The sequence below is a fragment of the Acidobacteriota bacterium genome (assembly GCA_016716715.1).
In the GTDB taxonomy this organism is placed as follows: domain Bacteria; phylum Acidobacteriota; class Thermoanaerobaculia; order UBA5066; family UBA5066; genus Fen-183.
The window spans coordinates 131242-155333 of sequence record JADJVE010000007.1 but is presented as its reverse complement, the minus strand read 5'-3'; the positions used below and the strand labels follow the sequence as shown (position 1 = coordinate 155333).

At 69.6% G+C, this 24092-nt stretch carries 26 protein-coding genes; 1 reads left to right on the top strand and 25 read right to left on the bottom strand.

Annotation, left to right across the window (positions count from 1 at the left end):
• Positions 1–273 precede the first annotated feature (273 nt).
• Positions 274–1101, top strand: a complete 828-nt coding sequence (locus IPL89_12930) for a class I SAM-dependent methyltransferase (GenBank protein MBK9064079.1) — start codon at positions 274–276, stop codon at positions 1099–1101.
• On the opposite strand, the gene priA is transcribed toward IPL89_12930, so the two are convergent.
• From priA to IPL89_12805, 25 genes are all read right to left on the bottom strand, one after another.
• Positions 1098–3614 carry a primosomal protein N' gene (priA, locus tag IPL89_12925; GenBank protein ID MBK9064078.1) on the bottom strand — a complete coding sequence of 839 codons (2517 nt, stop codon included), beginning with the start codon at positions 3612–3614 and terminating at the stop codon, positions 1098–1100. The two genes, IPL89_12930 and priA, sit on opposite strands and share 4 nt — an antisense overlap.
• Positions 3500–4156, bottom strand: coding sequence for a hypothetical protein (locus IPL89_12920; protein ID MBK9064077.1), 657 nt, complete (start codon positions 4154–4156; stop codon positions 3500–3502). Before IPL89_12920 ends, priA begins: the two co-directional genes overlap by 115 nt.
• The gene (locus IPL89_12915; GenBank protein MBK9064076.1) at positions 4153–4875 is read right to left on the bottom strand and encodes a uracil-DNA glycosylase; all 723 of its coding nucleotides are present in this window, start codon (positions 4873–4875) and stop codon (positions 4153–4155) included. The genes IPL89_12920 and IPL89_12915 overlap by 4 nt, the downstream gene beginning before the upstream one ends.
• Positions 4876–4980: 105 nt before the next feature.
• Positions 4981–5214 carry a DNA-directed RNA polymerase subunit omega gene (gene rpoZ / locus IPL89_12910; protein MBK9064075.1) on the bottom strand — a complete coding sequence of 78 codons (234 nt, stop codon included), beginning with the start codon at positions 5212–5214 and terminating at the stop codon, positions 4981–4983.
• Positions 5215–5236: 22 nt separating this feature from the next.
• A complete protein-coding gene (gene gmk / locus IPL89_12905; GenBank protein ID MBK9064074.1) occupies positions 5237–5860 on the bottom strand; it encodes a guanylate kinase in 624 nt (207 codons plus the stop codon).
• A gap of 10 nt (positions 5861–5870) precedes the next feature.
• Positions 5871–6752 carry a YicC family protein gene (locus IPL89_12900; GenBank protein MBK9064073.1) on the bottom strand — a complete coding sequence of 294 codons (882 nt, stop codon included), beginning with the start codon at positions 6750–6752 and terminating at the stop codon, positions 5871–5873.
• On the bottom strand, positions 6749–8638 hold the full coding sequence (locus IPL89_12895) for an ABC transporter ATP-binding protein (GenBank protein MBK9064072.1): 1890 nt from the start codon (positions 8636–8638) through the stop codon (positions 6749–6751). The genes IPL89_12900 and IPL89_12895 overlap by 4 nt, the downstream gene beginning before the upstream one ends.
• Complete coding sequence (gene lpxB, locus IPL89_12890) at positions 8635–9783, bottom strand: lipid-A-disaccharide synthase (GenBank protein ID MBK9064071.1); 1149 nt, start codon at positions 9781–9783, stop codon at positions 8635–8637. The genes IPL89_12895 and lpxB overlap by 4 nt, the downstream gene beginning before the upstream one ends.
• A complete protein-coding gene (locus tag IPL89_12885; GenBank protein ID MBK9064070.1) occupies positions 9780–9962 on the bottom strand; it encodes a hypothetical protein in 183 nt (60 codons plus the stop codon). The genes lpxB and IPL89_12885 overlap by 4 nt, the downstream gene beginning before the upstream one ends.
• Positions 9959–10228: a hypothetical protein gene (locus tag IPL89_12880; GenBank protein ID MBK9064069.1), complete on the bottom strand. Its 270-nt coding sequence runs from the start codon at positions 10226–10228 to the stop codon at positions 9959–9961. The genes IPL89_12885 and IPL89_12880 overlap by 4 nt, the downstream gene beginning before the upstream one ends.
• A complete protein-coding gene (locus IPL89_12875) occupies positions 10225–10713 on the bottom strand; it encodes an HIT domain-containing protein (protein MBK9064068.1) in 489 nt (162 codons plus the stop codon). The genes IPL89_12880 and IPL89_12875 overlap by 4 nt, the downstream gene beginning before the upstream one ends.
• A complete protein-coding gene (locus IPL89_12870) occupies positions 10713–11072 on the bottom strand; it encodes an integration host factor subunit beta (GenBank protein MBK9064067.1) in 360 nt (119 codons plus the stop codon). Before IPL89_12870 ends, IPL89_12875 begins: the two co-directional genes overlap by 1 nt.
• A complete protein-coding gene (gene sppA, locus IPL89_12865) occupies positions 11048–11974 on the bottom strand; it encodes a signal peptide peptidase SppA (protein MBK9064066.1) in 927 nt (308 codons plus the stop codon). The genes IPL89_12870 and sppA overlap by 25 nt, the downstream gene beginning before the upstream one ends.
• A gap of 33 nt (positions 11975–12007) precedes the next feature.
• Positions 12008–13711, bottom strand: coding sequence for a 30S ribosomal protein S1 (locus tag IPL89_12860; protein MBK9064065.1), 1704 nt, complete (start codon positions 13709–13711; stop codon positions 12008–12010).
• A 126-nt stretch (positions 13712–13837) separates the two neighbouring features.
• Positions 13838–14512 carry a (d)CMP kinase gene (locus IPL89_12855; protein ID MBK9064064.1) on the bottom strand — a complete coding sequence of 225 codons (675 nt, stop codon included), beginning with the start codon at positions 14510–14512 and terminating at the stop codon, positions 13838–13840.
• Positions 14497–15345, bottom strand: coding sequence for an rRNA pseudouridine synthase (locus tag IPL89_12850; protein MBK9064063.1), 849 nt, complete (start codon positions 15343–15345; stop codon positions 14497–14499). Before IPL89_12850 ends, IPL89_12855 begins: the two co-directional genes overlap by 16 nt.
• Positions 15255–16067 carry an SMC-Scp complex subunit ScpB gene (scpB, locus tag IPL89_12845; GenBank protein MBK9064062.1) on the bottom strand — a complete coding sequence of 271 codons (813 nt, stop codon included), beginning with the start codon at positions 16065–16067 and terminating at the stop codon, positions 15255–15257. The genes IPL89_12850 and scpB overlap by 91 nt, the downstream gene beginning before the upstream one ends.
• A complete protein-coding gene (locus IPL89_12840; protein ID MBK9064061.1) occupies positions 16064–16873 on the bottom strand; it encodes a segregation/condensation protein A in 810 nt (269 codons plus the stop codon). The genes scpB and IPL89_12840 overlap by 4 nt, the downstream gene beginning before the upstream one ends.
• Positions 16873–17868, bottom strand: coding sequence for a tryptophan--tRNA ligase (gene trpS, locus IPL89_12835; protein ID MBK9064060.1), 996 nt, complete (start codon positions 17866–17868; stop codon positions 16873–16875). The genes IPL89_12840 and trpS overlap by 1 nt, the downstream gene beginning before the upstream one ends.
• The gene (locus tag IPL89_12830) at positions 17868–18509 is read right to left on the bottom strand and encodes a site-2 protease family protein (GenBank protein ID MBK9064059.1); all 642 of its coding nucleotides are present in this window, start codon (positions 18507–18509) and stop codon (positions 17868–17870) included. The genes trpS and IPL89_12830 overlap by 1 nt, the downstream gene beginning before the upstream one ends.
• Positions 18510–18574: 65 nt before the next feature.
• Positions 18575–20362, bottom strand: coding sequence for an ATP-dependent DNA helicase RecG (locus tag IPL89_12825; GenBank protein MBK9064058.1), 1788 nt, complete (start codon positions 20360–20362; stop codon positions 18575–18577).
• A gap of 323 nt (positions 20363–20685) precedes the next feature.
• A complete protein-coding gene (locus IPL89_12820) occupies positions 20686–21468 on the bottom strand; it encodes a cyclic nucleotide-binding domain-containing protein (protein MBK9064057.1) in 783 nt (260 codons plus the stop codon).
• Positions 21465–22418, bottom strand: coding sequence for an LD-carboxypeptidase (locus IPL89_12815; protein MBK9064056.1), 954 nt, complete (start codon positions 22416–22418; stop codon positions 21465–21467). Before IPL89_12815 ends, IPL89_12820 begins: the two co-directional genes overlap by 4 nt.
• Entirely contained in the window at positions 22418–22882 is a 465-nt protein-coding gene (locus IPL89_12810) for an NYN domain-containing protein (GenBank protein ID MBK9064055.1), read from the bottom strand. Before IPL89_12810 ends, IPL89_12815 begins: the two co-directional genes overlap by 1 nt.
• A 19-nt stretch (positions 22883–22901) precedes the next feature.
• Positions 22902–24089: a hypothetical protein gene (locus IPL89_12805; protein ID MBK9064054.1), complete on the bottom strand. Its 1188-nt coding sequence runs from the start codon at positions 24087–24089 to the stop codon at positions 22902–22904.
• Positions 24090–24092: the final 3 nt, after the last annotated feature.

The following is a 24092-nucleotide window of genomic DNA, read 5'->3' as shown; positions in this document are numbered from 1 at the left end:
AGCCCGACCGTCCGGAACGCCCCGGTCTTGAGTAGAACGTGGGTTACCCGGGCCGTCAGCGCAAGGACAAAGTCGTCTCGCTGCCCAGAATGAAGCACCTCTCGTCGGCTCGACAGGCCGCCTTTTCGCAGAGCAAGATCCGAAGAGAGATATCTGCGAATGGAGGAGAAAGCAGCATTGCGCTCATCGAGCCTCGCCTGCCCGGCTTGCCACGGCGCGCTTTCGGCGTCGTCTTCCGCGCTCGCGTGTTTGAGCTGCGACCGCTCATTCCCCGTGGATGACGGCATCGCGGACTTCGCCGAAGGGCGGTATTTCGACGATCACGCAGACCCGTCGTCGCTATCCGCGGAGGCGCTCCGCGGATACGAGAACGAGAATGCAGGGCGGCGGATCGAGGACTACTATCTGCCGCTCCTCCTCGCGACGGGCGCGCGGCGCGTCCTCGACTCCGGCTGCGGAAACGGCGAGGCGATCGACACTCTGTCGGAGGCGGGGCTCGAGGCGTGGGGGCACGACCTCTCCGCGTTTCGCAAATGGCAGTGGCGTTCGCGCGCGCACCGCGAGCGGCTCGTCGTCGCAGACGGTCTGCGCTTGCCGTTTTCAGACGGCTACTTCGACGCCGTGATCTCCTCGGGCGTCCTCGAGCACGTCGGCGTCGCCGAGCGAGGCGGCCCCGGGTCTTACGAGGTTTCTCCCCTCCCCGACCGCGACGAGAGGCGCCGGGACTTCCTCGCGGGTCTTGTCCGGGTCGTGGCGCCCGGCGGCGCCCTCTATCTCGACTTCCCGAACGGCGCCTTCCCGATCGACTTCTGGCACGGCACCAGCGCGGGTGGCGCCAGAATTCATTCACCCTTCGAAGGATTTCTTCCGAAAGTGAACGAGATCGCCGCGCTTGCGAGGTCCGTCGGCCCCGAGTACCGCGTTTCCGTCCGCTCTCCCCACCGGCGGCTGCGCTTCAACCAGGTCGGCGCGCACTGGTACGGCAGGGCGTTTCGCGCGCCGATGGCGGGTTTCTACGCGCTCACAGCGGTGCCGGGCTTCACGTGGCTCGCCGGGACGCCTCTGAACCCGTATCTCGTCCTCGAGGTCCGGCGCTCCTAGAGCAGGTTCTGCGGGTCGACGTCCAGCTTCGGCGGGTCCGGCAGCGACGCGAGGATGCGCGCGGCTTCCGCGATCGCCTCGCGCTTCTCGGCCTTGACGATGAGCTGGTAGCGCCAGAGACCTTTCAGACGCTCGAGCGGCGCGGGCGCGGGGCCGAGGAGCTTCACCCGCGCCGCGACCGGCGAGGACGACAGCGCCGTGAACGCCTCCCCCGCCGCGCGGTGCGCCTTCGCGAGGTCCGTGTCCGCGAAGAGCGCGAGCAGCAGCCGCGTGTACGGCGGATAGCGGAACGCCTTGCGGAAGCGCAGCTCGGCGTCCGCGAACGCGACGTGGTCCTGCTTCACCGCAGCGCGGATCGCCTCGTGATCCGGACGCGAAGTCTGGACCGCGACGATTCCCGGCTTCTCGCCGCGCCCCACGCGCCCGGCCGCCTGCGTCACGAGCTGGAACGTCTTCTCGGCAGCCCGGAAATCCGGGAAAGAGAGCAGCGCGTCCGCGTCCAGCACCGCCAGCGCCGTCGCGTTCGGGAAGTCGTGACCCTTGGCGACCATCTGCGTCCCGAGGAGCGCCTGCGACTTCCCGGACTCGAAGTCCATGAGGACGCCCGCGGCGCCGCCCCGCCGCGCGGCGGCGTCGCGATCCAGAACGGCATACGAGATTCCGGGGAACGTCTCGGCGAAGCGCTCGGCGAGGCGCTCGGTCCCGAAGCCGACGGGCTGCAGCGCGTCCGACCCGCAAGCCGGGCACTTCGGGGGCCGGCGGATGTCGTCGCCGCAGTAGTGGCAAAGGAGGCGCTCGTTGCGGCGGTGGTACGTGCGCGCGACCGAGCAGTTTCGGCAGCGGAAGTCCTCGCCGCACGCCCGGCACAGGAGAGACGGCGAGAAGCCCCGCCGGTTCAGGAGCGCGATCGCCTGCTCGCCGCGGTCGAAACACGCGCGGAGGATCTCCACCGTGCGCGCCGCGAAGAGCACGCGCCCGTGGTCGCCTTCCTGCGCGGTTTCGCCGCGCAGATCCACGACCTCGACGGCCGCGCGCGGCCGGGCGCCCGGACGCTCCGGGAGGACGAGCCGCGGGAGACGGGCCTCGCGCGCGGCGCGCTCGAGCTCCATCGACGGCGTCGCGGACCCGAAGACCACCGTCGCGCCCTCCTCCTTCGCCCGCACGCGGGCGACGTCGCGCGCGTCGTAGCGCGGGGACTCGGCCTGCTTGTACGACGCGTCGTGCGCTTCGTCGATCACGATCAGGCCGAGGTCCGGCAGCGGCGCGAAGACCGCCGAGCGCGGACCGACGACGGCGTCGACGTCGCCCCGGCGCGCGCGCTCCCACTCGGACGCGCGCTCGCCGTCCGACAGGCCGCTGTGCAGCAGCGAGACCCGATCCCCGAAACGCGCGACGAGCCGGCGCACGAGCGCGGGTGCGAGCGCGATTTCCGGGACCAGCAGGATTCCGCGCCGGCCGGCGGCGACCGCCTGCTCGAGGGCGTTGAGGTAAACCTCGGTCTTGCCGCTGCCCGTGACGCCGTCGAGGAGGAACTCCCGCGCGCCGCGCGCCGACACGGACACGGCCACCGCCGCGATCGCGTCGTGCTGCGCGGGCGTCGGCACCGGGCGGCGATCGGCGCCGGCGGCCCCGACGTGCCGCGCGAGGTCCACGCGACGCTCCGTCTCCACGGCGACGACGACGCCGGCCTTCGCGAGCGCGGCGAGCACGGCGGGAGTGCTTCCCGCCGTGCGCAGCTCCTCGGGCGAAACGGGTCTGCCGAGCGCGAGAAGGTGGGCGTGGAGCGCCCTCCGCTTCGGCGCGCGGGCGAACGCCGGGTGATCGTCCGGCGCCGGCCGCGCCATCCACGCGCGGTCGGAAGGGGCCGCGGCCGCCCGCAGGTGCTCCGAACGGATGCGCGCGTATCCCTTTCCAACCAGCTCCTTGAGCGCGGAAGCAAGGCCCCTTCGCCCGAGCGCCTCGACGAGTTCGGGCAGCCTTGCCTCGCCGCGCTCGAGAAGCAGGGAAAGCACGTCGCCGGGGATCCCCGCGACGGACGCGCCCACCGCCGCGCTCCCGGCAACGTAGACGGCTTCGCTTCCGCCGAGCAGTCGGCCGGGAACGGCCGCGCGCAGCATCTCCCCCGGCGCGACGACGTAGTACGCGGCGGCGCGGACGAGCACCTGGACGAGCGCCGGAGGCAGGAACGGATCGTCCTCGAGGAGCGCGACGACGTCCCGCTCCGTCGTCCCCTCGGGAGGCGGAGGCGGGTCGAGGTCGGCCACGAGCCCCGTGACGAGCGCGCTCCCGAAGGGTGCGGCGACACGCGCGCCGAGGACGGGCTCGCCCGCGTCGTCGGGCAGCCGGTAAGACGGGAGGCCCGGAAAACGGTTCGGAAGGAGGAGGCCGACCCGGCGCGTCAGATTCTCGCCCTCGGCTTCTGCTCGGGCGTCTCGTCGGGCACGTCGTCGTCCGTCACCGCCGGGCGCGGCTCCTTGTCGGGGTCCACGAACACGCGTTCGGAGGGCTCCCACCGCCAGCGGCGCGAGGCGTCGCCCGCGAGGTCGGGCGTGATCACGACGAGGCTGCGCTCGACCGTCACGTCTCCATCCGAGAGAGAGATCGCCCGTTCCACCCACACGGCCGTGTCGAACGTTCCGTCCGGCTTTCCGAAGAACACCGCGACGTGGAACCAAAGCCCGCTCCGGCCCTTCTCCACGAAGGCCTGGACGAAATCGAGGCAGCCGTCGCCGTCGAGGTCGCCGCGCGTGAAGTACGGGTGGTAGACGCCGTAGACGGCGTCGAGGTCCCGGTGCTCGTCCGTATCCGTCGCGTCGGCGTCGTCCGCGACACGCAGCGTCAGCTTCGGAGCCGCCGCGGCGGCGTCGTCGAGCGCGGCGTCGATCGCGCGCCTCTCGGCCGGCGTCGGGAGCCCGGTACGTGTTCCGGCCGCCTCGGCCGCGGGGCGCTTCGACGATTGCGGAGCCGGCAGACGGCGCGTGAGGATGAGCGCGGCCGCCGCGGCGAGGAGCGCGAGGGCCGCGACGCCCAGAACGTGCCGGAAGCGCAGCGTCACGCCTTCGCTCCCTTCCGGGCAGGAGCCGGGAGGCCGACCTTCGCGAGGACCTTCAGCAGGTCCTCCCACGCGTCCTTCTTCTGGCCGGGCTGGCGCAGCAGGAACGACGGGTGGTACGTCGGCATCACGGGGATGCCGCGGTACGTCCCCCACTTGCCGCGCAGCCGCATGATTCCTTCGTCCGTCTCGAGAAGGAACTGCGCCGCGAACTTCCCGAGCGCGACGAGGACCTCGGGCTTCACGAGGTCGATCTGCGCTTCGAGGTAGCCGCGGCAGGAGGCGATCTCCTCGGGCTCGGGGTTTCGGTTGTCGGGCGGACGGCACTTGAGGACGTTCGCGATGTAGACGGACTTGCGCGGCAGGCCCATGCCGTCTTCGATCATGCGCGTGAGCAGCTGCCCCGCGCGCCCGACGAACGGCACGCCCTGCGCGTCCTCGTCGGCCCCCGGCGCCTCGCCGATGAACATGATCTTCGCGTCCGGCGAGCCGTCGGCGAAGACGGTCTGCTTGCGTGTGCGGCACAGCGCACACGCCTCGCAGGAAGAAACTTCTTTTGCTAAGGACGGCAGGTCCGACGCAGAAGCGCTTCGCGTGGACTTCGAAGCGGCGGGATAGGGCGCATTTTCTTCGAAGGTGAAAGAAGGCGTCGCAGCGGTCTGCGCAAGCGGTGCATTTCCTGCTGCGGCGCCGCCCCCTGCCCTATTCACCTTCAAAGAAATCTTCTCTTCTCTTTCTTCTCTTTCCGCCTTCTCCAGGTACAGCTCCGCGACCCCGAGGTCGCGGTAGTAGGCGAGAAGATCAGCCAGCGGGTCAGACGTGGAGGGTCACTCCGTCGGGAGCGGGTCGACCGCCGGCGCCTCTTCGACGACCGGTTCGGCGGAAGCGAGCTGCCAGCGCACGAGGTCGTTCTCGACCTCTTCGAGGGCGACGCGCGTCACCTTCGCGTGCTTGCTCTCGATCTTCGGGCGAGCGCCCTGGACGAGCTGCTCGGCGCGTCGCGACGCGATGTGGACGAGGCGGAACTTGGATTCGACGTTCGGGGGAAGGTTCTGAGCCATCTGGGGTTAGCCCTCCGTGAAGTCAGGGTGCAAAAGTCTTGAGAATCGCTTCGAGGCGCTCGCGCCTCCGCCCGCGTCCTGCGCGGCGCGCCACGATGATCGAGCGAAGCTCGTCCACCGCGGGCTCGAGGCTGTCGTTGATTATCGCATAGTCGTACTCGCCGAACTCGGCCATCTCCTTGGCCGCCACGGCGAGGCGCCGGGCCACGACCTCGGGAGCGTCGGAGGCCCTCGCCTTCAGCCGGGCCTCGAGGACCTCCCGCGAGGGTGGAAAGACGATGACCTTGACGGCTTCGGGGACCGAGGACCGCACCTGGCGGGCGCCCTGGACGTCGATGTCCAGAAGGACGTCGAAGCCCTTCTCGAGTCGGGGCTCGACTTCCCCGCGCGACGTCCCGTAGAGATTCCCGTGCACCGTTGCCCACTCCAGGAAGCCCCCCTCGCTCTCGAGACGGCGGAACGCGGCCTCGTCGCAGAAGTGGTACTCGACGCCGGACGTCTCCCCGGCGCGCGGCGGGCGCGTGGTGTGCGACACGGAGAAGTGCAGCGTGCCGCCGATCCGCGGGTCCTCGAGGACGCGGCGGATCAGCGTGGTCTTGCCGGCCCCGGACGGGGACGAGACGATGAAGAGGTCTCCGCGGGTCATCGGGCGTCTCTCATTCGACGTTCTGGACCTGTTCCTTGAAGGCTTCGAGCTCGGACTTCAGGTCGAGGACGAGCTTCGTCGCGCCCGCCTCCCGCACCTTGGAGCCGGACGTGTTGACCTCGCGATGCAGCTCCTGCGCGAGATGGTCGAGGCGGCGGCCGATCGCGCCGTCCGCCGCGAGGAGACGCCTCGCCTCCGTGAGGTGCGTCTTCAACCGGTCGATCTCCTCCGTGATGTCCGCGCGGTCCGCCAGCTGGGCGACTTCCTGAGCGAGCCGCCCCTCGTCGAGCGGGATGCCGGCGGCCAGCTTCTCGATGCGCTCTCGGAGATTGCTTTGAATGCGGTCGGAAATGCCGACTCGTTCCGCGTCGAGACGGGCCACCCCGGCGTCGATCCTTTGAAGAATTTCTTTGAAGGTAAGAGAGAGAGCGGCCCCTTCGCGCGCCCGGGCGGCATCGAAGTCCTGGAGGGCTTCATCGACGATCGGAAGAAGAGATTCTTCGAAAGTGGAATCAGGCGCGGCTCCGGCGTCGTCCGACCGCACGACCCCCGGCAGCGCGAGGAGGTCCCTCGCCGAGAGATCCGCCGGCAATCCCCTTTTCAAAGAATCTTCTCTCCACTCCCTCGCATATTTCTCCGCGGCGTCCATGTCGATGCGGGCCGTTGCGGCCGCGCTCGCGGGTTTCGTGGTCCGGATCAGCACGTCGACGTGACCCCTCTGTACGACCTTCGCCACCGCTCTGCGGATCGCGGGCTCGGCCGAGGCGTACTCGTCGCGGAGCTTGAGGCCGAGATCGAGGAAGCGGTGGTTCACGCCCTTCACGACGACGCTCACCTCGGTGCCGTCGGGCAGCGTGCCGGCCGCCTTGCCGAACCCGGTCATGGATTTCATGAGACTCCTCCCCCGCCGTCTCCGTTCTCGAAGACCTGCAGGTCGTGGAGCCGACGATACAACCCTCCCGTCGCGAGGAGGTCGCCGTGCGAGCCGCGCTCGATGATGCGGCCCGCCTCGATCACGACGAGCTGGTCGGCGCGGCGGACCGTGGAGAGCCGGTGCGCGATGACGAGCGTCGTCCGTCCCGCCATGAGCCGCTCGAGCGCCTCCTGTACGGCACGCTCGCTCTCGGCGTCGAGTGCCGACGTCGCCTCGTCGAGGACGAGGATCGGCGGGTCTTTCAGGAGCGCGCGCGCGATCGCGAGCCTCTGCCGCTGTCCGCCCGACAGGCGGGCTCCGCCCTCGCCCACGCGCGCGTCGAGCCCCTCGGGCAGCGCGTCCACGAAGCCGAGCGCGTTCGCGTGGTCGAGAGCTTCCCGGATTCTGGCGTCGGCCACGTCCGGCATCCCGTACGCCACGTTGCGTCGGACCGTCTCGTCGAAGAGAACGACGTCCTGGGTCACGAGGCCGATCTGCGCCCTCAGCGACGCCAGCGTCACGTTACGGAGGTCCGTCCCGTCGACGGTCACGCGGCCCGCCGTCGGGTCCATGAAGCGCGGCAGGAGGGACGCGAGCGTCGACTTTCCGCCGCCCGACGGCCCGACGAGAGCCGTGACGGAGCCCCGCGGGAGGGCGAGGTCGATCTCGTGCAGCACGGGCGCTCCGCCCGGATACGCAAACGTCACGCGCTCGAACCGGACCTCGCGGGAGAGGACGGCGAGCGAGGGCGCGGCCGGGCGGTCGGCCACGTCGTTCGGGGCGTCGAGGACCTCGAAGACGCGCCGCGCCGAGGCGAGCGCCTGCTGGAGCGCGAGGTTCGTGCGCGTGGCCCGCTTGAACGGCTGGTACATCATGACGAGGCCGACGCCGAACGAGAGGAACGTCCCGAGGGTCATCTTCCCGGACGCGATGCGCGTGGACGCGTAACCGAGGAGGAGGAGGAACGTGAGGACGGACGCGGACTCCACGAGCGGCGAGGCGAACGCCATGACGCGCGCGCCCTTCTTCGCGAGGCGGAACGTGCGCTCGTTCACCTCCGAGAAGCGGCCGGACTCCCAGCTCTCGGCGCCGTAGGCCTGCACGACGCGCGCCCCGCGGATCGTCTCCGACAGGACGCCCGTGAGGTCGCCCATCCGCTCCCGCGCCGCCTTCGAGAGGTGCCGCAGGCGCCGGGCGATCAAGACGACCGGGATCACGATGGCGGGCGCGATCAGGAGCGCGGCCGCCGTCAGCTCCGGCGAGAGCGAGACGACGAGGACCATGAGGCCGAGGAGCGTCGCGACGGACTGCACGAGGTCGGCGAGGTCCGTCCCGAACAGGCTCTGGATGCGGTCCACGTCGCCCGTGACGCGCGCGATGAGGTCGCCGGACGGGTGCTTTGCGAAGAACGAGCCCGACTGGCCGAGGACCTTCTCGTAAACGCGCCGCCGAAGATCGCGCACGAACGCGAGGCCGACGGCGTTGAAGCGGTACTCCGCGAAGAAGGTGCAGAGGTTCTTGAGGAGGAAGCACGCGAAGAGAAGAAGGGGCAGAAAGAGGCGACGGCCCTTCTCCGTGACTCCGAAAGATTCTTCGAGTGTCCGGAGACCGCGGTCCAGCGTGCGGGCGACGCCCGTGCGCCTCAGCGCCGCCTTCTCGCCGACGAGGTTTCCGACGCCGGTCTTCCCCGTCTGCTCCATCACGGCGCTCTTCGCCTCTGCCGACAGCACCTCGTCGAAGAGCGGGCCGATCAGGTACGCGACAGAGGAGGTGAAGAACGACACTCCGAGCATCGCGCAGATCGCGACGACCGCCGCGCGGCGGTGCGGTTTGAACAGGGTCGCGAGGCGGCGGAAGTCGTTCACGCGGCCTTCCCCTGTCCGAGGGCCGCGAGCAGGGCCTCGGAGGTCCGCGCTGCCGCGCCGGGCGGCCCGAGGTCGGCGGCGCCCCTCGCGAGGCGCTCGCGCGTCTCGGCCGCGAGGGTCGCGTCCGCGAGTAACTTCTCGGCCTCGGCAGCCACGTTCTCGGGCGTCGCGTCCTCCTGGAGGAGCTCCGGCACCGTGCGCCGGCCCGTCCCGTCGTCGGACACGATGTTCGCCATCGCGACGTGCGCGACCTTCACGAGCCGGCGGGCGACCCAGAACGTGACGGGATGGACCTTGTAGACGACGACCATCGGCACGCGGGCGAGGAGGCCCTCGACCGTGGCGGTTCCGGAGGCGACGAGCAGGACGTCGGAGGCGGCGAGGAGGGCGAGGTGCTTGCCCGAGACGACGCGCCAGTCGGCGAGCGCCGGGCCGGCCAGCTCTTCGAGCAACGCGTCGGAGACCGAGTCCGCACGGACGAGCACGACCTCGAGCCCCGGCACCCTTTTTCGAAGGATCTCGACGGCGTCACGCAACACCGGAAGGATCGACTTCACTTCGCCTTTCCGCGAGCCCGGCATGAGGACGACACGGCGGACGCCCGAAGGCGGGGCCGCTGCGGTGTGCGCCAGCTCCTCGGCCGCGGCGTCGACCAGCGGATGGCCGACCCACGTGACGTTTGCCCCGAGGCCGCGCGCGTCGTACCAGCGCTTCTCGAAGCGGAAAAGGACGAGCACGGCCCGGCCGAGCCTGGCGATCGTTTTCGCCCGGCGCTTGCGCCAGGCCCAGACCTGCGGCGAGACGTAGAAGACGACGGGGACGCCCGCCTTCGCGAGGCGTCTGGCGAGCGGGAGATTGAAGTCGGGCGAGTCGATGAGAACGGCGGCGTCCGCCTTCTCGCGGCTCGCCTCGGCCACGAGCGCGTGGATGAGCCGCCGCGCGAACCGGATCTTCGAGAACGCCTCGACGAGCCCGATGATCGCGAGGTCTTTCTGGTGGGCGAGAAGGCGGGCGCCGGCCGCCTTCATGCCCTCGCCGCCGACGCCGAAGACGTCGAGCGACGAAACCCGCGGCCGCAGGGCCGCGAGGAGCGCGGAGGCGTGCTGGTCGCCCGAAACCTCCCCGGCGACGACGAGGAGCTTCAACGGGCCACCGCCGACAGCGCCCACGCGGCGAGGACCGATCCGCCCACGAGCGCGCCGAAGGTCTTGAGGAAGAACCTCGGCCGTGTCCGGGCGTCCTCTCTCCACAGGAGCGCGAGAAAAGCCGACAGCAGCGCCGCGAGCCAGACGAGGAGGAAGAAGTGGTCGCGGAAGACGGTCAACCGCGCCTCCCGCGCGCACGCTCGAAGACGTCCAGGACGAGAAGAGCCTGCATGATTCCCGCGACGATCAGGAAAGTCCGCGCGTACTCGGCGAGCGGCGCGACGTCGTTCCAGGGGCCGAGGGCGAGGCCCGTCAGGGCCGTCAGGAGGACGATCGTGCAGAACGCCGCGCCGCGGGAGCGCTGCCCGAGAAACACGTGCCCGACCCCCGGAAACGCCGCCGCGACGAGAGCGAGGAGGGCGGCCTCTCCCGGCCGCTTCGTCACGACGCGCGCGCGAACGCGGCCGCGAGGCGGGAGCGCGTCGTCGGCAGGTCCTCGGGGATCGTGCGCGTGCCCCCGAGGACGGTCAGGAAGTTCGTGTCGCCGTCCCAGCGCGGGACGATGTGCAGGTGGGCGTGGTGCTCGACGCCCGCCCCGGCGCTGCGGCCGAGGTTGAGGCCGGCATTGAAGCCGTGCGGGCGGTACGTCTCTCGGAGGATCGCCTCGAAGCGCGCGGCCAGGTCGACGACCTCGTGGCGCTCCTCCGCCGTCATCTCGTCGAGGCCGGACCGGTGCGCGAACGGCGCGATCATGACGTGGCCGTTCGTGTACGGGTAGCGGTTCAGGACCGCGTAGGCGAGACGGCCCCGCATCACGAGAAGCGCCTCGGCGTCGTCGTGTTTCGGGAGCTCGCAAAACAGGCAGCCGCCCGGGTCGACGCCGCCGCCCGCGAGGTAGGCGGCGCGCCAGGGCGTGAACAGGGCCTCCATCAGCCCTTGTCCGGCTCCCCCGCCACGGCGGCCGGAGCCGCCTGGTTGATGAGCTCCTTGAGCTTCTTGCCGGGCTTGAAGTACGGCACCCGCTTCGGCGGCACCATGACCTTCACGCCGCTGCGCTTCGGGTTCCGCGCGATGCGGGCCCCGCGCTGGCGCAGGCGGAAGCTCCCGAAGCCGCGCAGCTCGATTTTCTCTCCCGAGCGGAGCGACGCGATGATCCCGTCGAACACGGACTCGACGATCACCTCGGCCTGCTTCTTGGTGAGGTCGGTCGCCTTCGCGACCTCCTCGACGAGGTCGGCCTTCGTGGTCGTGCCTTCGCCGCGGCCTACCACAGAAAGAACACGTTCCATCCGCCCCCCACCGGAGCGCCGGAGAGCAGGCGCCCCGCAATCGAAGATTCCGAAGGTCCACCGGAGAGAAACTCGAGAAGGCCCATGCGCTGCGGCCGCGGGTGCCAGACCTCGGCGGGCAGGGACATTCCGGCCATGCGCGCGGCCCGGTCCACGGCGTCGCGGTAGTCGCCGATCTCGTCCACGAGGCCGAGCGTCAGCGCTTCCTCGCCCGTGACGACGCGGCCGTCGGCCATCCTGTCCATCGCGCCGGGCTTCAACTTCGTCTTGCGGCCCTCGGTGACGGCGCCGACGAACTGGGCGCGGAGCTTCTGGATGAGATCCTCGAAGTAGGCGCGGTCCTCGTCGGTGATCGGACGCGTCGGGTTGCCGGAGTCCTTGAGGGCGCCGCTCTTGATCGTCACGGCGCGCAGCTTCGCCCACTCGAGGAGGTCGCCGTAGTTGACCCACTGGATGATCACGCCGATCGATCCCGTGATCGTGCCGGGGTTCGCGACGATGTGGTCGGCCGCGACGGCGGCGTAGTAGCCGCCCGAGGCCGCGACGGATTCCATCGACACCACGACGGGCTTTTTCGTCTCCTTGCGGAAGCGCGCGATCTCGCGGTTGAGCTCCTGCGAGGCCGCGACGCCGCCGCCGGGCGAATTGATGCGCACGACGACGGCCTTGACGTTCGCCGCGTCGTGGAAGCGCTTGAGCGTCTCCCGGAAGCGGTCCGCGGACAGGATCACCCCGTCGAGGTCCACGACGCCGACGCGGCCGCCGAGGGCGAACCCGAGGCCGTCCGTCCGGGTCCCTCCGCGCGCGGCGGCGCCGCTCACGAGGAAGGCCGCCGCGACGAGCAGAACGAGGAACGCGCAGCCGATGCCGGCGACACCCCACGCGACGGTGGAGCGCTTCATCGGGCGGACCCCGCGCGTCTCACGGCGGCCCCGCTACTCGGACGGTTCCGTGTCCGCGTGAACGTGGTCGTCGGCGGACGCTTCGCCCTCGGAAGGCGCGGCTTCGGGCTCGGCACCGGCTTCCGGCTGGTCGACGTCGCGCGAGGAAAGCCCGATGCGCTGCTCCGCCGGCTCGATGCGCAGGATGCGCACGCGGACGGGATCGCCTTCGTGGTAGACGTTGCCGGGCTTCTCGCCGCGCGGAAGCGGCGTCTCGGAGACATGCATGAGGCCCTCGAGCCCTTCGGGCAGGCGCACGAAGACGCCGAAGTCGGCCACCTTCGCCACGTTGCCGTCGACGACGTCGCCGGGCTGGTGCTTCGACGCGAACTCTTCCCACTCGTTCGGGCGGAATTCCTTGATCGAGAGGCTGATCCGGCGGTTCTCGACGTCGATGGCGGTGAGGACGGCCTGGACCTCGTCGCCCTTTTTCAGGATCTCGGAGGGGTGCTTCACGCGGCGGCCCCAGGACATGTCGGACACGTGGATGAGCCCGTCGATGCCGTCCTCGATCTCGACGAAGGCGCCGAAGTCGGTCAGGTTGCGCACGGTGCCCGTGATGCGGTCGCCGATGTGGAACTTCTCGGCGAGCTGCTCCCACGGGTTCGGCTCCGTCGCGCGGAGCGAGAGCGAGAGGCGGCGCGTCTCGGGGTTCACATCCGCGATGACGGCTTCGATCGTGTCGCCGACGTTCAGGAGCTTCGACGGGTTCTTGACCCGCTTCGTCCACGACATCTCGGACACGTGGATGAGGCCTTCGACGCCTTCCTCGAGCTCGACGAAAGCGCCGTAGTCGGTCAGGGACACGACCTTGCCGCGGACGCGGGCGCCGACCGGGTAGTGGGACGGGAGGTCCTGCCACGGGTCGGGCTTGAGCTGCTTCATCCCGAGCGAGATGCGGCCGCTTGCCTCGTCGAAGCGGAGGACCTTGACGTCCACCTCCTGTCCGACGTGAACGGCGTCGGACGGGTGGGCGAGGCGGCCCCACGTCATGTCCGTGACGTGCAGGAGGCCGTCGATGCCCCCGAGGTCGACGAACGCGCCGTAGTCGGTGAGGTTCTTGACGACGCCCTTGAGGACGCGCCCGTCCGCGAGCGCGGAAGCGGCTTCCTTCTTCTTGACCTCGGCGAACTCGTCGAGGAGCGCCTTGCGCGAGAGAACGATGTTGCCGCGCTTCTTGTCGAGCGACACGACGCGGAACTCGAGTTCGCGTCCCTTGAGGACGTCGAGGTTCTTGAGCGGGCGCGAGTCCGCGATGGAGCCGGGCAGGAACGCCCGCACGCCGATGTCGACGGAGAGTCCGCCCTTCACGCGGTCGATCACGCGGCCCTTGACGGGCTCGTTCGCGGCGAAGGCCGCCTCCACGATGTCCCACGCGCGCCCGCGGCGCGCCTTTTCGTACGAGAGCACGACGTAGCCGTTCGGGCCCTCCGTGCGCTCGAGGATCGCTTCGATCTCCTGGCCCGGGTGCGGCAGCTTGTCGGCGGGAACGTGGTGGAACTCGGAGCGCGGGATCATCCCTTCGCTCTTGTAGCCGATGTCCACAAGAATCTCGTCGGCCGTCACCTGAAGCACGCGGCCCTTGATGAGCTCGCCCTCCTTCAGAGAGCGTTCGCTCTCGGCGAGGAGGCGCGCGAATTCCCCGGGATCGCCTTCCTCAGCCTTGGGGCCAGTCTTCCTCAGGTCCGTGGGCGACATGTCGTCGTGCTCCTTAACCTCATCGCGATTTTCCGGCCTGCCTAAATGTCCGCGAGGCAATCGCTTAAGCGGCCAGAACCGCTGATGTTAGACGCCCTGCCCGGAAACGGTCAACCGGGGCTTCGTTCAGCCCTTTTCGACGGTCTCCAGAAGGCGCTCGACGACCTGGTCGGCCGTGAGCTCCGACGTGTCGACGCGGACGTACGTTCCGTCGTCCGTCAGGGGCGAATCGGCACGCGTGGAGTCCGCGTGGTCGCGGGCGACCATGTCCGCCAGCACCTGCTCGTAGGCCGGCGGCGTGCCCTTCGCGGCGAGCTCGTCGTGCCGCCGCTTCGCGCGGACCTCGGCGGTCGCGGTCAGGAAGAACTTGTGCTTCGTCTCCGGGACCACCTTCGTCCCGATGTCGCGTCCCTCGAGCACGCCGCCGCCCTCGAGGGCAAGGCTGCGCTGCATGCCCGCGAGCCGCCGACGCACGCCGGGAATCGCGGAAACCGCGGACGCGTACTTCGAGATCTCCGGCGTGCGGATCTCCTTCGAGACGTCCTCGCCGCCCAGCCAGGTGCGGGCGTCCGCCGCGCTGCCCGTCACGCGCACGTCGAGGCGGTTCGCGAGATCCACCACGCCTGCGGGATCGGCGATCGGGAGCGTCACGCCGGAGCGCCGGGCCGCGAGGCCCACGGCGCGGTACATCGCGCCCGTGTCGAGATACGCGACGCCGAGGCGCGCCGCAACGGCCTTTCCCACGGTCGACTTCCCCACGCCCGACGGCCCGTCGATCGCGACGATCAGCGGGCGGGCCATTTCTTCTTCGCGACCGGCTTGTCGCTCTTTGCGCCGGGGCGGACCGGGCGCGCGAAGGCCGGGGCCGGCCGCGTGCCTTTCGGCGGCGCGGGGCGGATCGCCTTGAGCGCCGCGACTTCCTCGGGCGCGAGGTCGCGGAAGGCGCCGGGCGGGAGCTTCGGGTCGCGGATCGGTCCGATCGCGACCCGGCGCAGCTTCGTGACCGGGTGGCCGACGAGGTCGAACATGCGGCGGATCTGGCGCGAGCGCCCTTCGCCGAGGATCACCTTGAGCCACGCGTTGCCGCCGACACCGTTCTTCTCCGGAGTCGTCTCGCTGAGCGAGATGTCGGCGGGGGCCGTCTTCACGCCGTCCGGGAGGTGCACGCCGCGCCGCAGGCGCTCGAGCTGCGCGGGCGACGGGACGCCGGAGACCTTGACCTCGTACTCCTTGCGGCAGCCGCCCGAGGGGTGCGTGAGCTTGTGGACGAGCGGGCCGTCGTCCGTGAGGAGGAGAAGGCCCTCGGACTCGACGTCGAGGCGGCCGACGGCCACGACGCGCTCGCCGACGCGCCCTTTCAGAAGCTCGAACACCGTCGGGATGCCGCCCGGATCGTCGCGCGTCACGATGAGGCCCTTCGGCTTGTTCATGAGGACGTAACGCCGCACGACCGCGATGCGGAGCAGCTTCCCGTCCACCTTGACGTGGTCCTTCGCGGGGTCGGCTTTCACGCCGAGCTCGGTGACCTTGTGGCCGTTCACGGTCACCCGGCCCTCGAGGATGATCTTCTCCGCCTCGCGCCGCGAGGAGATGCCGGCGGCGGACAGGAGCTTCTGGAGACGCTCAGCGGGCATGGGAAGAGTCCGAAGAGACGATTCCTTTGAAGGATGCTCCGGGCGCCTCCGGCTTCGGGGCGTCGGTCCTCGGGATTAACCATTCGAAGAATCTTCCTCTTTTCTTTTTTCGTCTCGGCGCCGAAACAGCGCGTCGAGGTCGTCTCGACGCCGTAGAGCGCGTCGAGGTCTTCCGGCTTCGGGAGGTCCTTGACGTCGTCGAGGCCGAAGTGGACGAGGAACTCCTTCGTCGTCTTGTAGAGGAACGGCGTCCCGACGACTTCCTTGCGGCCGGCCGTCGTGATGAGCTTCTTGTCGAGCAGCGTCCGGAGCGAGGACGCCGAGTTCACCCCGCGCAGCTCGGCGATCTCGGGCGCCGTGACGGGCTGGCGGTACGCGATGATCGAGAGCGTCTCGAGGCTCGCCATCGAGAGCTTGTTCTTGCCTTCGAGCCCGAGGAGCTTGCGCACGGGAACGTCGAATTCGTTGCGCGAAACGAGGCGCGCCCCGCCCGCGACGCGGTCCAGCCGGACGCCGCGCGCGTCGGCCTCGAGGGCCCGTTCGAGAACCTCGAGCGCGGCCTCCACTTCGGGGGGAGTCAGCTCGGAGGCCTCGACGAGGCGCTCGACGCTCGCCGGCTTGCCCGACGCGAAGAGGAGCGCTTCCACGAGCGCCACGTGGGCCGGAGGCGCGGACGGAGCCGGAGTCGCCGGCGCCTCGGGGACCTGGACGTCGTCGGTCATCGGTACGACTCCTCGTAGCCCTCGAGCGTCACGTCCTCGCCGGTCGACTCGAGGAGGATGTCGCTGAACTCGGCCTCCTGCCGGGCGCGGACGACGCGCAGGCGGAGGAGCTCGAGGACGGCGAGAAAGACGGCGATCGCCTCGGCGCGGCCCGCGAGGCCCTTGAAAACGTCCGACAGCGGCACGGGGCCGCTGCCGCTTCGCACGCGCGCGAGCATGTCTTCCATCTTCTCCTTGATCGAGTACTTCTGGTGCGCGATCTCCATGGAGGGCGGATGCGCCGAGCGGTAGCGGTCGAGCGCACCCTTGAAGAACGTGAGGAGGTCGAAGAGCGACACCTCGGAGAGATCCGTTTCCTCGGCTTCGGCCTCCGACGCCTCGAGCTTCGCGGGCGGGCGGCTCCAGAGACCGAGGCGCAGCGCCTCCATCTCGTGGAGCGTCTCGGCGACGCCCTTGTACTTGCGGTATTCGATGAGGCGCCGCACGAGCTCGTCGCGCGGGTCTTCCTGCGGCGTGCCGTCCGGCAGGACCGCGCGCGGAAGCACCATCTGCGACTTCACGTGGACGAGGAGCGCCTCGACGTAGAGGAACTCGGCCGCGACCTCGAGGTCCAGCTCCTGCATGAGGACGAGGTACTCGTGGTACTGGCGGCAGATGTCCGCGACCGGGATGTTGCGGAGATCGACCTCGTTCTTGCGGATGAGGTGGAGCAGCAGGTCCAGCGGGCCCTCGAACTGGGGCACCTTCACCGGGTACGGCTGCATGAGGTCCGCGCCCGCGGGGACGGGGATCCGGAACTCGGCCACTACAGCAGCCCCATTGCGTTCGAGACCTTCTCCATCGTCTCTGAGGCAATCGCTCGGGCTCTGGTATTTCCGTCCTCGAGGACGTCCTTCACGTAGTCCTTTTTCGCCACGATCTCCGCGCGCTTCTGGCGAATGGGCTCGAGCGCCGCGTTCATGTTGCGGATGAGGTGCTTCTTGCAGTCCACGCAGCCGCGCGTGGCCGCACGGCACTCCTCGGCGACGACCTTCTGCTCTTCCGTAGGCGAATACAGCACGTGGAACGGGTACAGGTTGCAAACGTCCGGGTCGCCGGGGTCCGAGCGGCGCGCCCGGTTCGGGTCCGTGACCATTCCCATGACCTTCTTCGCCACGTCCTCGGCCGAGTCCGACAGCGCGAGCGTGTTGTTGTAGCTCTTGGACATCTTCCGGCCGTCGAGCCCGGGCACCTTCGGCGTCGCCGTGAACAGCGCCTTCGGCTCGGGGAAGACGTCCCCGTAGAAGCCGTTGAAGCGCCGCACGATCTCGCGGCAGATCTCGAGGTGGCTCTCCTGGTCCTTGCCGACCGGGACGTAGTGCGCGAGGTAAAGCGCGATGTCGGCGGTCATGAGAACCGGGTAGCCGAGGAAACCGAACGTCCCGAGGTCCCGCTCGCGCAGCTGCTCGATCTGCTCCTTGTACGTCGGCACGCGCTCGAGCCAGCCGAGCGGCGTGATCATCCCGAAGACGAGCGCAAGCTCGGCGGTCTGCGGCACGCGCGACTGGACGAAGATGACGCTCTTCTCGGGGTCGAGGCCCACGGAGAGCCAGTCCGTCACGGCCTCGACCGAAGCCTCGCGGATCGCGGAGGTGTCGGCGTAGTCCGTCGTGAGCGCATGGAGGTCGGCCACGAAGTACCGGCAGGCGTAGGTCGACTGCAGGTCCACCCAGTTCTTCACCGCGCCCCAGTAGTTGCCGAGGTGGACGCGGCCCGTCGGGCGCAGCCCCGAAAGAACGATCTTCTGAGAAGGCTCGGACATCAGGACCTCAGCCAGCCGATCACGAGGTCCTGCACCGGTCGCATGATGAAGCCGAGCACGCCCGTGAACATCATCACGACGAGGATGATGAAACCGAAGCGGCGCAGCCAGATGACGGCGGGAATCGCGGCCGGCGGTGCGAGGCTCTCGACGACGCCGAAGCCGTCCAACGGCGGAATCGGGAGCAGATTGAAAATCGCGAGGGAGACGTTCACGAGAACCGAGAGGCCGAAGATGAGCGAGAGCGGGTAGAGCGGACTCGCTTTCGAAGGAATCGAAACGTCTTTGATGAGCGAAAACGCCCCGGCGAACGCGAGGGCGAGAAGGAGATTCGAGAGCGGGCCCGCCGCCGAGACGAGGAGGTTGGCCCGCCGCGGGTTCGGGACGCCGCGCAGGGAAACGGGGACGGGCTTGGCCCAGCCGAACACCGGCAGGCCGGAGAACGCGAGCATCGCCGGAAACAGAAGGCTGCCGATCGGGTCGAGGTGCTTGATCGGGTTCATCGTGATGCGGCCGAGGTCGCGGGCCGTGTTGTCGCCGCACTTCATCGCGACGAAGCCGTGGGCCGACTCGTGGAACGAGACGGCGAACAGAAGGACGACGACCTGGATGACGATTTCGAGAATCTTTTGAGGGTCCACGGCGCCTTTGAGCGCGGCGCATCGGGGGCCGCGCGGGCGCGGATGTTAACCCGGATCGCGAGGTCTCAGTCGCCCGCCGCGCCGGTCCCCGGCCGGAGGAAGAGCGGCTCGCGGAAAGCGGCGTCGCGCCCTTCGGCGATGAGCCGCATCGCCTCTTCCTTCGCGTCCCTCATCCAGCGGACGTCGCGGACGAGGTCCCCGATGCGGAACATCGGGACGCCGCTCTGGCGGGTTCCGAGCGCGTCGCCGGGGCCCCGGCGTTTCAGATCTTCTTCGGCCACGACGAATCCGTCGTCCGTCTTTTCGAGGACGCCGAGGCGCTCCCGCGACTCGGGCGAGGTCTTCGGACCGAAGAGGAGGACGCAGCGCGACGTGCGCCGGCCGCGGCCGACACGGCCGCGCAACTGGTGGAGCTGCGCGAGGCCGAAGCGCTCCGCGTTCTCGACCAGCATGTACGACGCGTTCGGCACGTCGACGCCCACCTCGATGACGGTCGTGGCCGCGAGGACGTCCAGCTTCCCCGCCGCGAACTCCCCCATCGTCCTCTCGCGTTCGTCAGGAGGGATGCGCCCGTGGAGGACGCCGACGCGGCGGCCCGGCAGGGCCTTTCGGATCTCCCCGGCGTGCTTCTCGACCGCCCGGGCGTCGATCGTGTCGGACTCCTCGATGAGCGGGACGACGACGTACGCCTGGCCGCCGGCGCGGATCTCGCCCTCGATCTCGCGGAACGCCGTGGCGCGGTCGCTCTCGGGCAGGACGCGCGTCGTGACCGCGGTGCGGCCCGGCGGCTTCTCGTCCAGCGTCGAGACGTCGAGGTCGCCGTAGAGCGTCAGGGCGAGCGAGCGCGGGATGGGCGTGGCGGACATGACGAGGAGGTGGGGGCGCGCGCCCGAGGGATCGGCCTTCGCCGCAAGGGCGGTCCGCTGGGCCACGCCGAAGCGGTGCTGCTCGTCGATCACGATCAGTCCGAGGCGCAGAAACTCGACGGGGTCTTCGAGGAGCGCGTGCGTCCCCACCAGCATGTCGATGCGCCCGCCGGCCAGCGCGTCGAGGACCTGCGCCCGCGCCTTGCCTTTCACGCGCCCCGTCAGGAGCTCGGCGCGGAAGCGCGTCTTGCCGAAGATCCGGAAGATGGTCGTGAAGTGCTGCTCGGCGAGGATCTCGGTCGGCGCCATGAGGGCGGTCTGGCGGCCGCACTCGGCCGCGAGAATGGCCGAGAGGACGGCGACGATCGTCTTGCCGCTCCCGACGTCGCCCTGCAGCAGGCGCCGCATGGGCCGGCCCGCGCGGAAATCCTCGCCGATCTCGCGGATCACGCGTTTCTGCGCGGCCGTCAGCGAGAACGGCAGAGCTTCCTTGAGGCGCGCGCGGATCGCGTCGTCGGCCGCGAGGACGGGCGCCGGCACGCGGTCGCGCTCGGCGCGGCGGCGCTGGAGGCCCACCTGGAACTCGAGGAACTCCTCGTAGACGAGGCGGTGCAGGTGCGGCGACTTCCGCTCCGTCCACGCCTCGGCGTCCGCGGGCCCTCCGCCGCTGCCCGGAAAGTGGGCCTCGCGCAGGGATTCGCCGAGGGGAGGGAGACTCTGCTCCCTCTCTCGCGAGTCGCGCAGGCGCTCGGGAAGATGGTCTGCAAAATCTCTTAGAAGGTGGAAGACGAGGGTCCGCCTCAAGCGCGGCGTCAGCGCGGGCAACTTTCGGTAGATGGGGACGACCCTTCCCACCGAAAGAGGGTCCTTCCCCTCTTCACCTTCTAAGAACTCTTCGATTTGAGGGTTCTCCATCACGAGCCCGCGTCGATAGCGCGCCGCCTGTGTGCCGATGCCGTAAACCCAGAAGACCTTCTTCGGCGCCATCCAGCGCTGCAGGTACGGCTGGTTGAAGAAGACGAGGCGCAGCGTGCCGGAGCCGTCGTCGAGGATCGCCTCGAAGATCGTGAAGCCCCTCCGGCGCGTCCGGATCAGGCGCGAGGAGAGGATCGTTCCCTTGACGGTCGTCGCCGGGCCTTCGGCGACGAGCTCGGAGATCGGTCCGATGCGCGTGCGGTCCTCGTACCGGAACGGGAGGTGGAGGAGGAGATCGAGCGCCGTCTCGACGCCCGCCTCGGCCAGCTCCTTCGCGCGCGCGGGACCGATTCCGGGCAGCGACGCGAGGGGCGGAAGAGGAGCGGAAATGACCCCTACGCCTTGCTGATGCGGAACGTGAGGTCCACGAGTCCGAAGCGGATCCGGTCGCCGTCCTTGATCGACACCGGCTGGCCCGTGACGATGCGCGTGCCGTTCACGAACGTCCCGTTCATGGTTCCGATCTCCTCGACGACGCGGAAGTCGTTTCCGGAGTGGACGATCTTCGAATGGCGGCGGGAGACGGAGCGCTGCGTGTCGAGGTTCGCGAGGTCGACGTCCGGCCGGATCCCCGTGACGGGGTCGATGCGCCCCACGGTGGTCTCCCCCTCGCGGTTCAGGAAGAATTCTCCGCCGGCGTCCGCCACGATCCGGAAGATCTCGTGCCGGTCGGCTTCCTTCGCGAAGATGTCCGACGACGACTGGTCGAGCGTCGGGGCGACGCCCGTCGACTGCTCGAGGAGCTTCGTCGTCTCGCGCAGGCGGCGCGAGAGCTTGCGGAGCATCCGCACGGCGATCTCCGCGTTGTGGCGCAGCATCTCGTCGAACGTCGTCTGGTTGATCCGGACGAGCTCGCACTCGGTCTTCGCGCGCGCGGACGCCGTTCGCGGGACGTCTTCGAGGATCGACATCTCGCCGAAGAAGTCGCCTTTTTCGAGCGTCGCGAGAATCTTCTCCTCGCCCTTGCGGCTCTTCTTGTAGATCTCGACGGTGCCGGCCTGGATGACGTACATCTCGGTGCCGACCTCTCCCTCGGAGAAGACGTCCTTCCCGGCCGCGGCCTTCATGAGGTAGTCCGCGAAGCCGCTCGGAGTGCCCGATTTCACGACGACCTTCAAGACGTAATCTCCTCGAGGAAGGTGAGCGTCCCGGCTCCGTCCCACGCGGCGCGGGCGCCGACGGGCAGGGTCGCGTTGGAGCCGCGGTGGCCGGCGGGGAGGCCGAGGGCCACGGGGATGCCGAGGGGCGCGAGACGGGCCGTGAGGACCGAGCGAAGCCGCTCGGAATCTTCGACGCCCGAAAACGTGACAGCCGACAGCGTGCCGATCAAGATGCCGGACAGTTTAGCGAATCGGCCGGAATCGATCAGGGTCCCGAGCATGCGGTCGATGCGATAGGCCTCCTCGGCGATGTCTTCGAAGAAGAGGAGGCCGTTGGAGTAGTCGAATTCCCAAGGCGTCCCGACGGACGCCGCGAGGAGGGAGAGACAGCCTCCGACGAGCCTCCCCGTGGCGGCGCCGGGTACGAGCACGCTGCTCCCGGTCGCGCCGCCTCTCCCCTCTTCACCTTCCAAGAAAATCTCCTTGGGTCCCCTCCCCTCGAGCATCGAAGGAAAGAAGGACGCGGAGAGCGGGTCGAGTCCGCGCGCGAGATCGGCGGCAACCATGGGCCCGTGGAACGACGGCACGCCCGCCTTCAGGAGCCAGGAGGAGAGGACGGTAACGTCCGAAAAGCCGCAGTGGATCTTCGGGTGCGCGGCCGCTTCCGCCGGGTCGAGGCACGGGAGCGCGGACGCGACGCCGTAGCCGCCGCGCGCGAAGACGATGGCCTTCACGCCCGGGTCGACGAGTAGCGAGCGATAACCCGCCGCGCGTTCTTCGGCGGCGCCCGCGAGGCCGAGGAGCGGTTCCTTCGAGAGGACGTTCGGTGCGAGCCGGACGCGGTAGCCGAACCCCTCGAGCGCCCGGACACCCGCCGCGAGGGCGTCCGGATCCGGTGGCCCCGACAGCGCCGCGACGCCAACCGTGTCGCCGGGGACGAGACGCGGCAGCCTCGCGAGGTCCGCCATCACTCGATCCGGTTCTTCGGGTCCGAGAACCAGCGTTCCCAGTCCTTCGCACCGCCGCCGACGGAGGGCTTGACCGCTTCGGCGGGCGCCGGGGCCCGCATCCGGGCCGATGCGTCCCGCTGGAAGATCTCGATGCCCGCGATCCGGGCGCCTGCTGCCGAGACGGCGGATGCGAGAGCACGGTCGTCCGTCACGACGGTGACGCCCCGCGGGTCTCGCGCCTCGCGGATGCGCCGGACGATTTCCTCGTCGGCCGAGCGGGGCGCCGCGTAGACGACCTGGACGTCGCCGAAAGCCTGAACCTTCGCGCGCCCGGCTTCCGGCGGGCCGTCGAAGACGACCGTCAGCCGTTTCCGCTTTCGCCGCGCGACCTCGCAGAGCTCCGTCACGAGCCCGTCGCGCGTGCCGCCGCCCAGGCGGCCGATCAGGTTGTTGCCGTCGACGATCTCGGGCACCGCGGCGATTGTCTCAAACCCCGGCGCGTCAGAACGGCGAGACGCCGGCCGGGCCGCTGAGGATCACACTGATCCTGTAGTTGGAAAGGCACTGATCGTAGCCCGGAAGGGTTATGTACGGCGACTCGTGGCTCCGCCAGACTCCCCAATGGACATCGATCCGTATTCCGTCTCCATCCCAGCTCCCGAAGCTGTAGCCCGGGTAGAAGATCCGGTTCCCGGGCTCGCCGTTGCCGGCGCCGTTGCCCGAGTCCGTGCGCCCCCAGGTTGCGCCCAGGCCCGTGACGACGAAGCCGCGCCCGGGGTCGACGGTTGTCAGCCGGTCCACGCCGGGAGAGGGGCAGTTGATCGAATCGCCCAGCGCATGGCGGCCGACCATCCCGTCGTCGTTCATCTGCGCCGGCCAGTTGCTCCCTCCTGATCGCATGGGGCCTTCGAATCGAAGAACGCGCAGCACGCCGCTGGTGATGACGACGTCCTCGCGGGTCGCCACGAACTTCCCGCCCTCGAGCCGGTGCGTCTTGCCGGCCCTCGTGATCACCTGGACTGTCACGGCGTGGTCGCCCACGCCTCGAAGGCCCGGAGGGAAGATCGCGTAGATCTCGTCGGCGCGCCAGTCGACGACGCGCAGCGGAGCGGCCGCCCCGGGGAACTGCCCCATCACGTTTGCCTGCCCGATCGTGTCGCCGAACTCGCCTCCGGCGATCGTCACGTTGCCGCCCGGCGAGAGGACGAACCCCGAGGTCTTTCCGTTCACGGTCTCGATTCCGACGGCCTTGGCCGGGTACGGGATCTTCCGCGCCTTGGCGGTGGCCTCGGTTCCCCCGGACGCCTGGATCGACTTGCGGGCCGTGTGCATCCCGACGGCGGCGGCGCTCTCGTTCTTTGCCAGAGTGACGAGGCCCTGAGCCTTTGCGACGCCGCGGGGATGCGCGACTTTCGCCGAGCCGCCCGTCAGCGACCCCTGCCCGCTCGAAGCCATGAGCTGCTTGCGGGCGTTCGTCCGCCGACGAAGCTCGGCGACGGTCGTCTCTTTTCCGTCGGCCGTCACGAGCTTCGTCGCGTCCGGCTTCGCCAGAATCTGCTCGTGGGTCAGGCCGGCCACGGGCACCTTCTGCTGCGTCACGAGGGACTTGGAGGCGGGCTCAACGGCTTTCGAGCGCGTCGTCGACGCGAGAAGAAGGACACAGGACACACAAACGGCGCGCCGGTTCATGAA

Coding starts and splice junctions, on each gene's coding strand:
- rpoZ (MBK9064075.1), bottom strand. CDS start 5,214: ATGGCTCAGAACCTTCCCCCGAACGTCGAATCCAAGTTCCGCCTCGTC.
- gmk (MBK9064074.1), bottom strand. CDS start 5,860: ATGACCCGCGGAGACCTCTTCATCGTCTCGTCCCCGTCCGGGGCCGGC.
- IPL89_12900 (MBK9064073.1), bottom strand. CDS start 6,752: ATGAAATCCATGACCGGGTTCGGCAAGGCGGCCGGCACGCTGCCCGAC.
- IPL89_12875 (MBK9064068.1), bottom strand. CDS start 10,713: ATGGAGGCCCTGTTCACGCCCTGGCGCGCCGCCTACCTCGCGGGCGGC.
- IPL89_12870 (MBK9064067.1), bottom strand. CDS start 11,072: ATGGAACGTGTTCTTTCTGTGGTAGGCCGCGGCGAAGGCACGACCACG.
- sppA (MBK9064066.1), bottom strand. CDS start 11,974: ATGAAGCGCTCCACCGTCGCGTGGGGTGTCGCCGGCATCGGCTGCGCG.
- IPL89_12860 (MBK9064065.1), bottom strand. CDS start 13,711: ATGTCGCCCACGGACCTGAGGAAGACTGGCCCCAAGGCTGAGGAAGGC.
- IPL89_12855 (MBK9064064.1), bottom strand. CDS start 14,512: ATGGCCCGCCCGCTGATCGTCGCGATCGACGGGCCGTCGGGCGTGGGG.
- IPL89_12850 (MBK9064063.1), bottom strand. CDS start 15,345: ATGCCCGCTGAGCGTCTCCAGAAGCTCCTGTCCGCCGCCGGCATCTCC.
- scpB (MBK9064062.1), bottom strand. CDS start 16,067: ATGACCGACGACGTCCAGGTCCCCGAGGCGCCGGCGACTCCGGCTCCG.
- trpS (MBK9064060.1), bottom strand. CDS start 17,868: ATGTCCGAGCCTTCTCAGAAGATCGTTCTTTCGGGGCTGCGCCCGACG.
- IPL89_12825 (MBK9064058.1), bottom strand. CDS start 20,362: ATGGCGCCGAAGAAGGTCTTCTGGGTTTACGGCATCGGCACACAGGCG.
- IPL89_12815 (MBK9064056.1), bottom strand. CDS start 22,418: ATGGCGGACCTCGCGAGGCTGCCGCGTCTCGTCCCCGGCGACACGGTT.
- IPL89_12805 (MBK9064054.1), bottom strand. CDS start 24,089: ATGAACCGGCGCGCCGTTTGTGTGTCCTGTGTCCTTCTTCTCGCGTCG.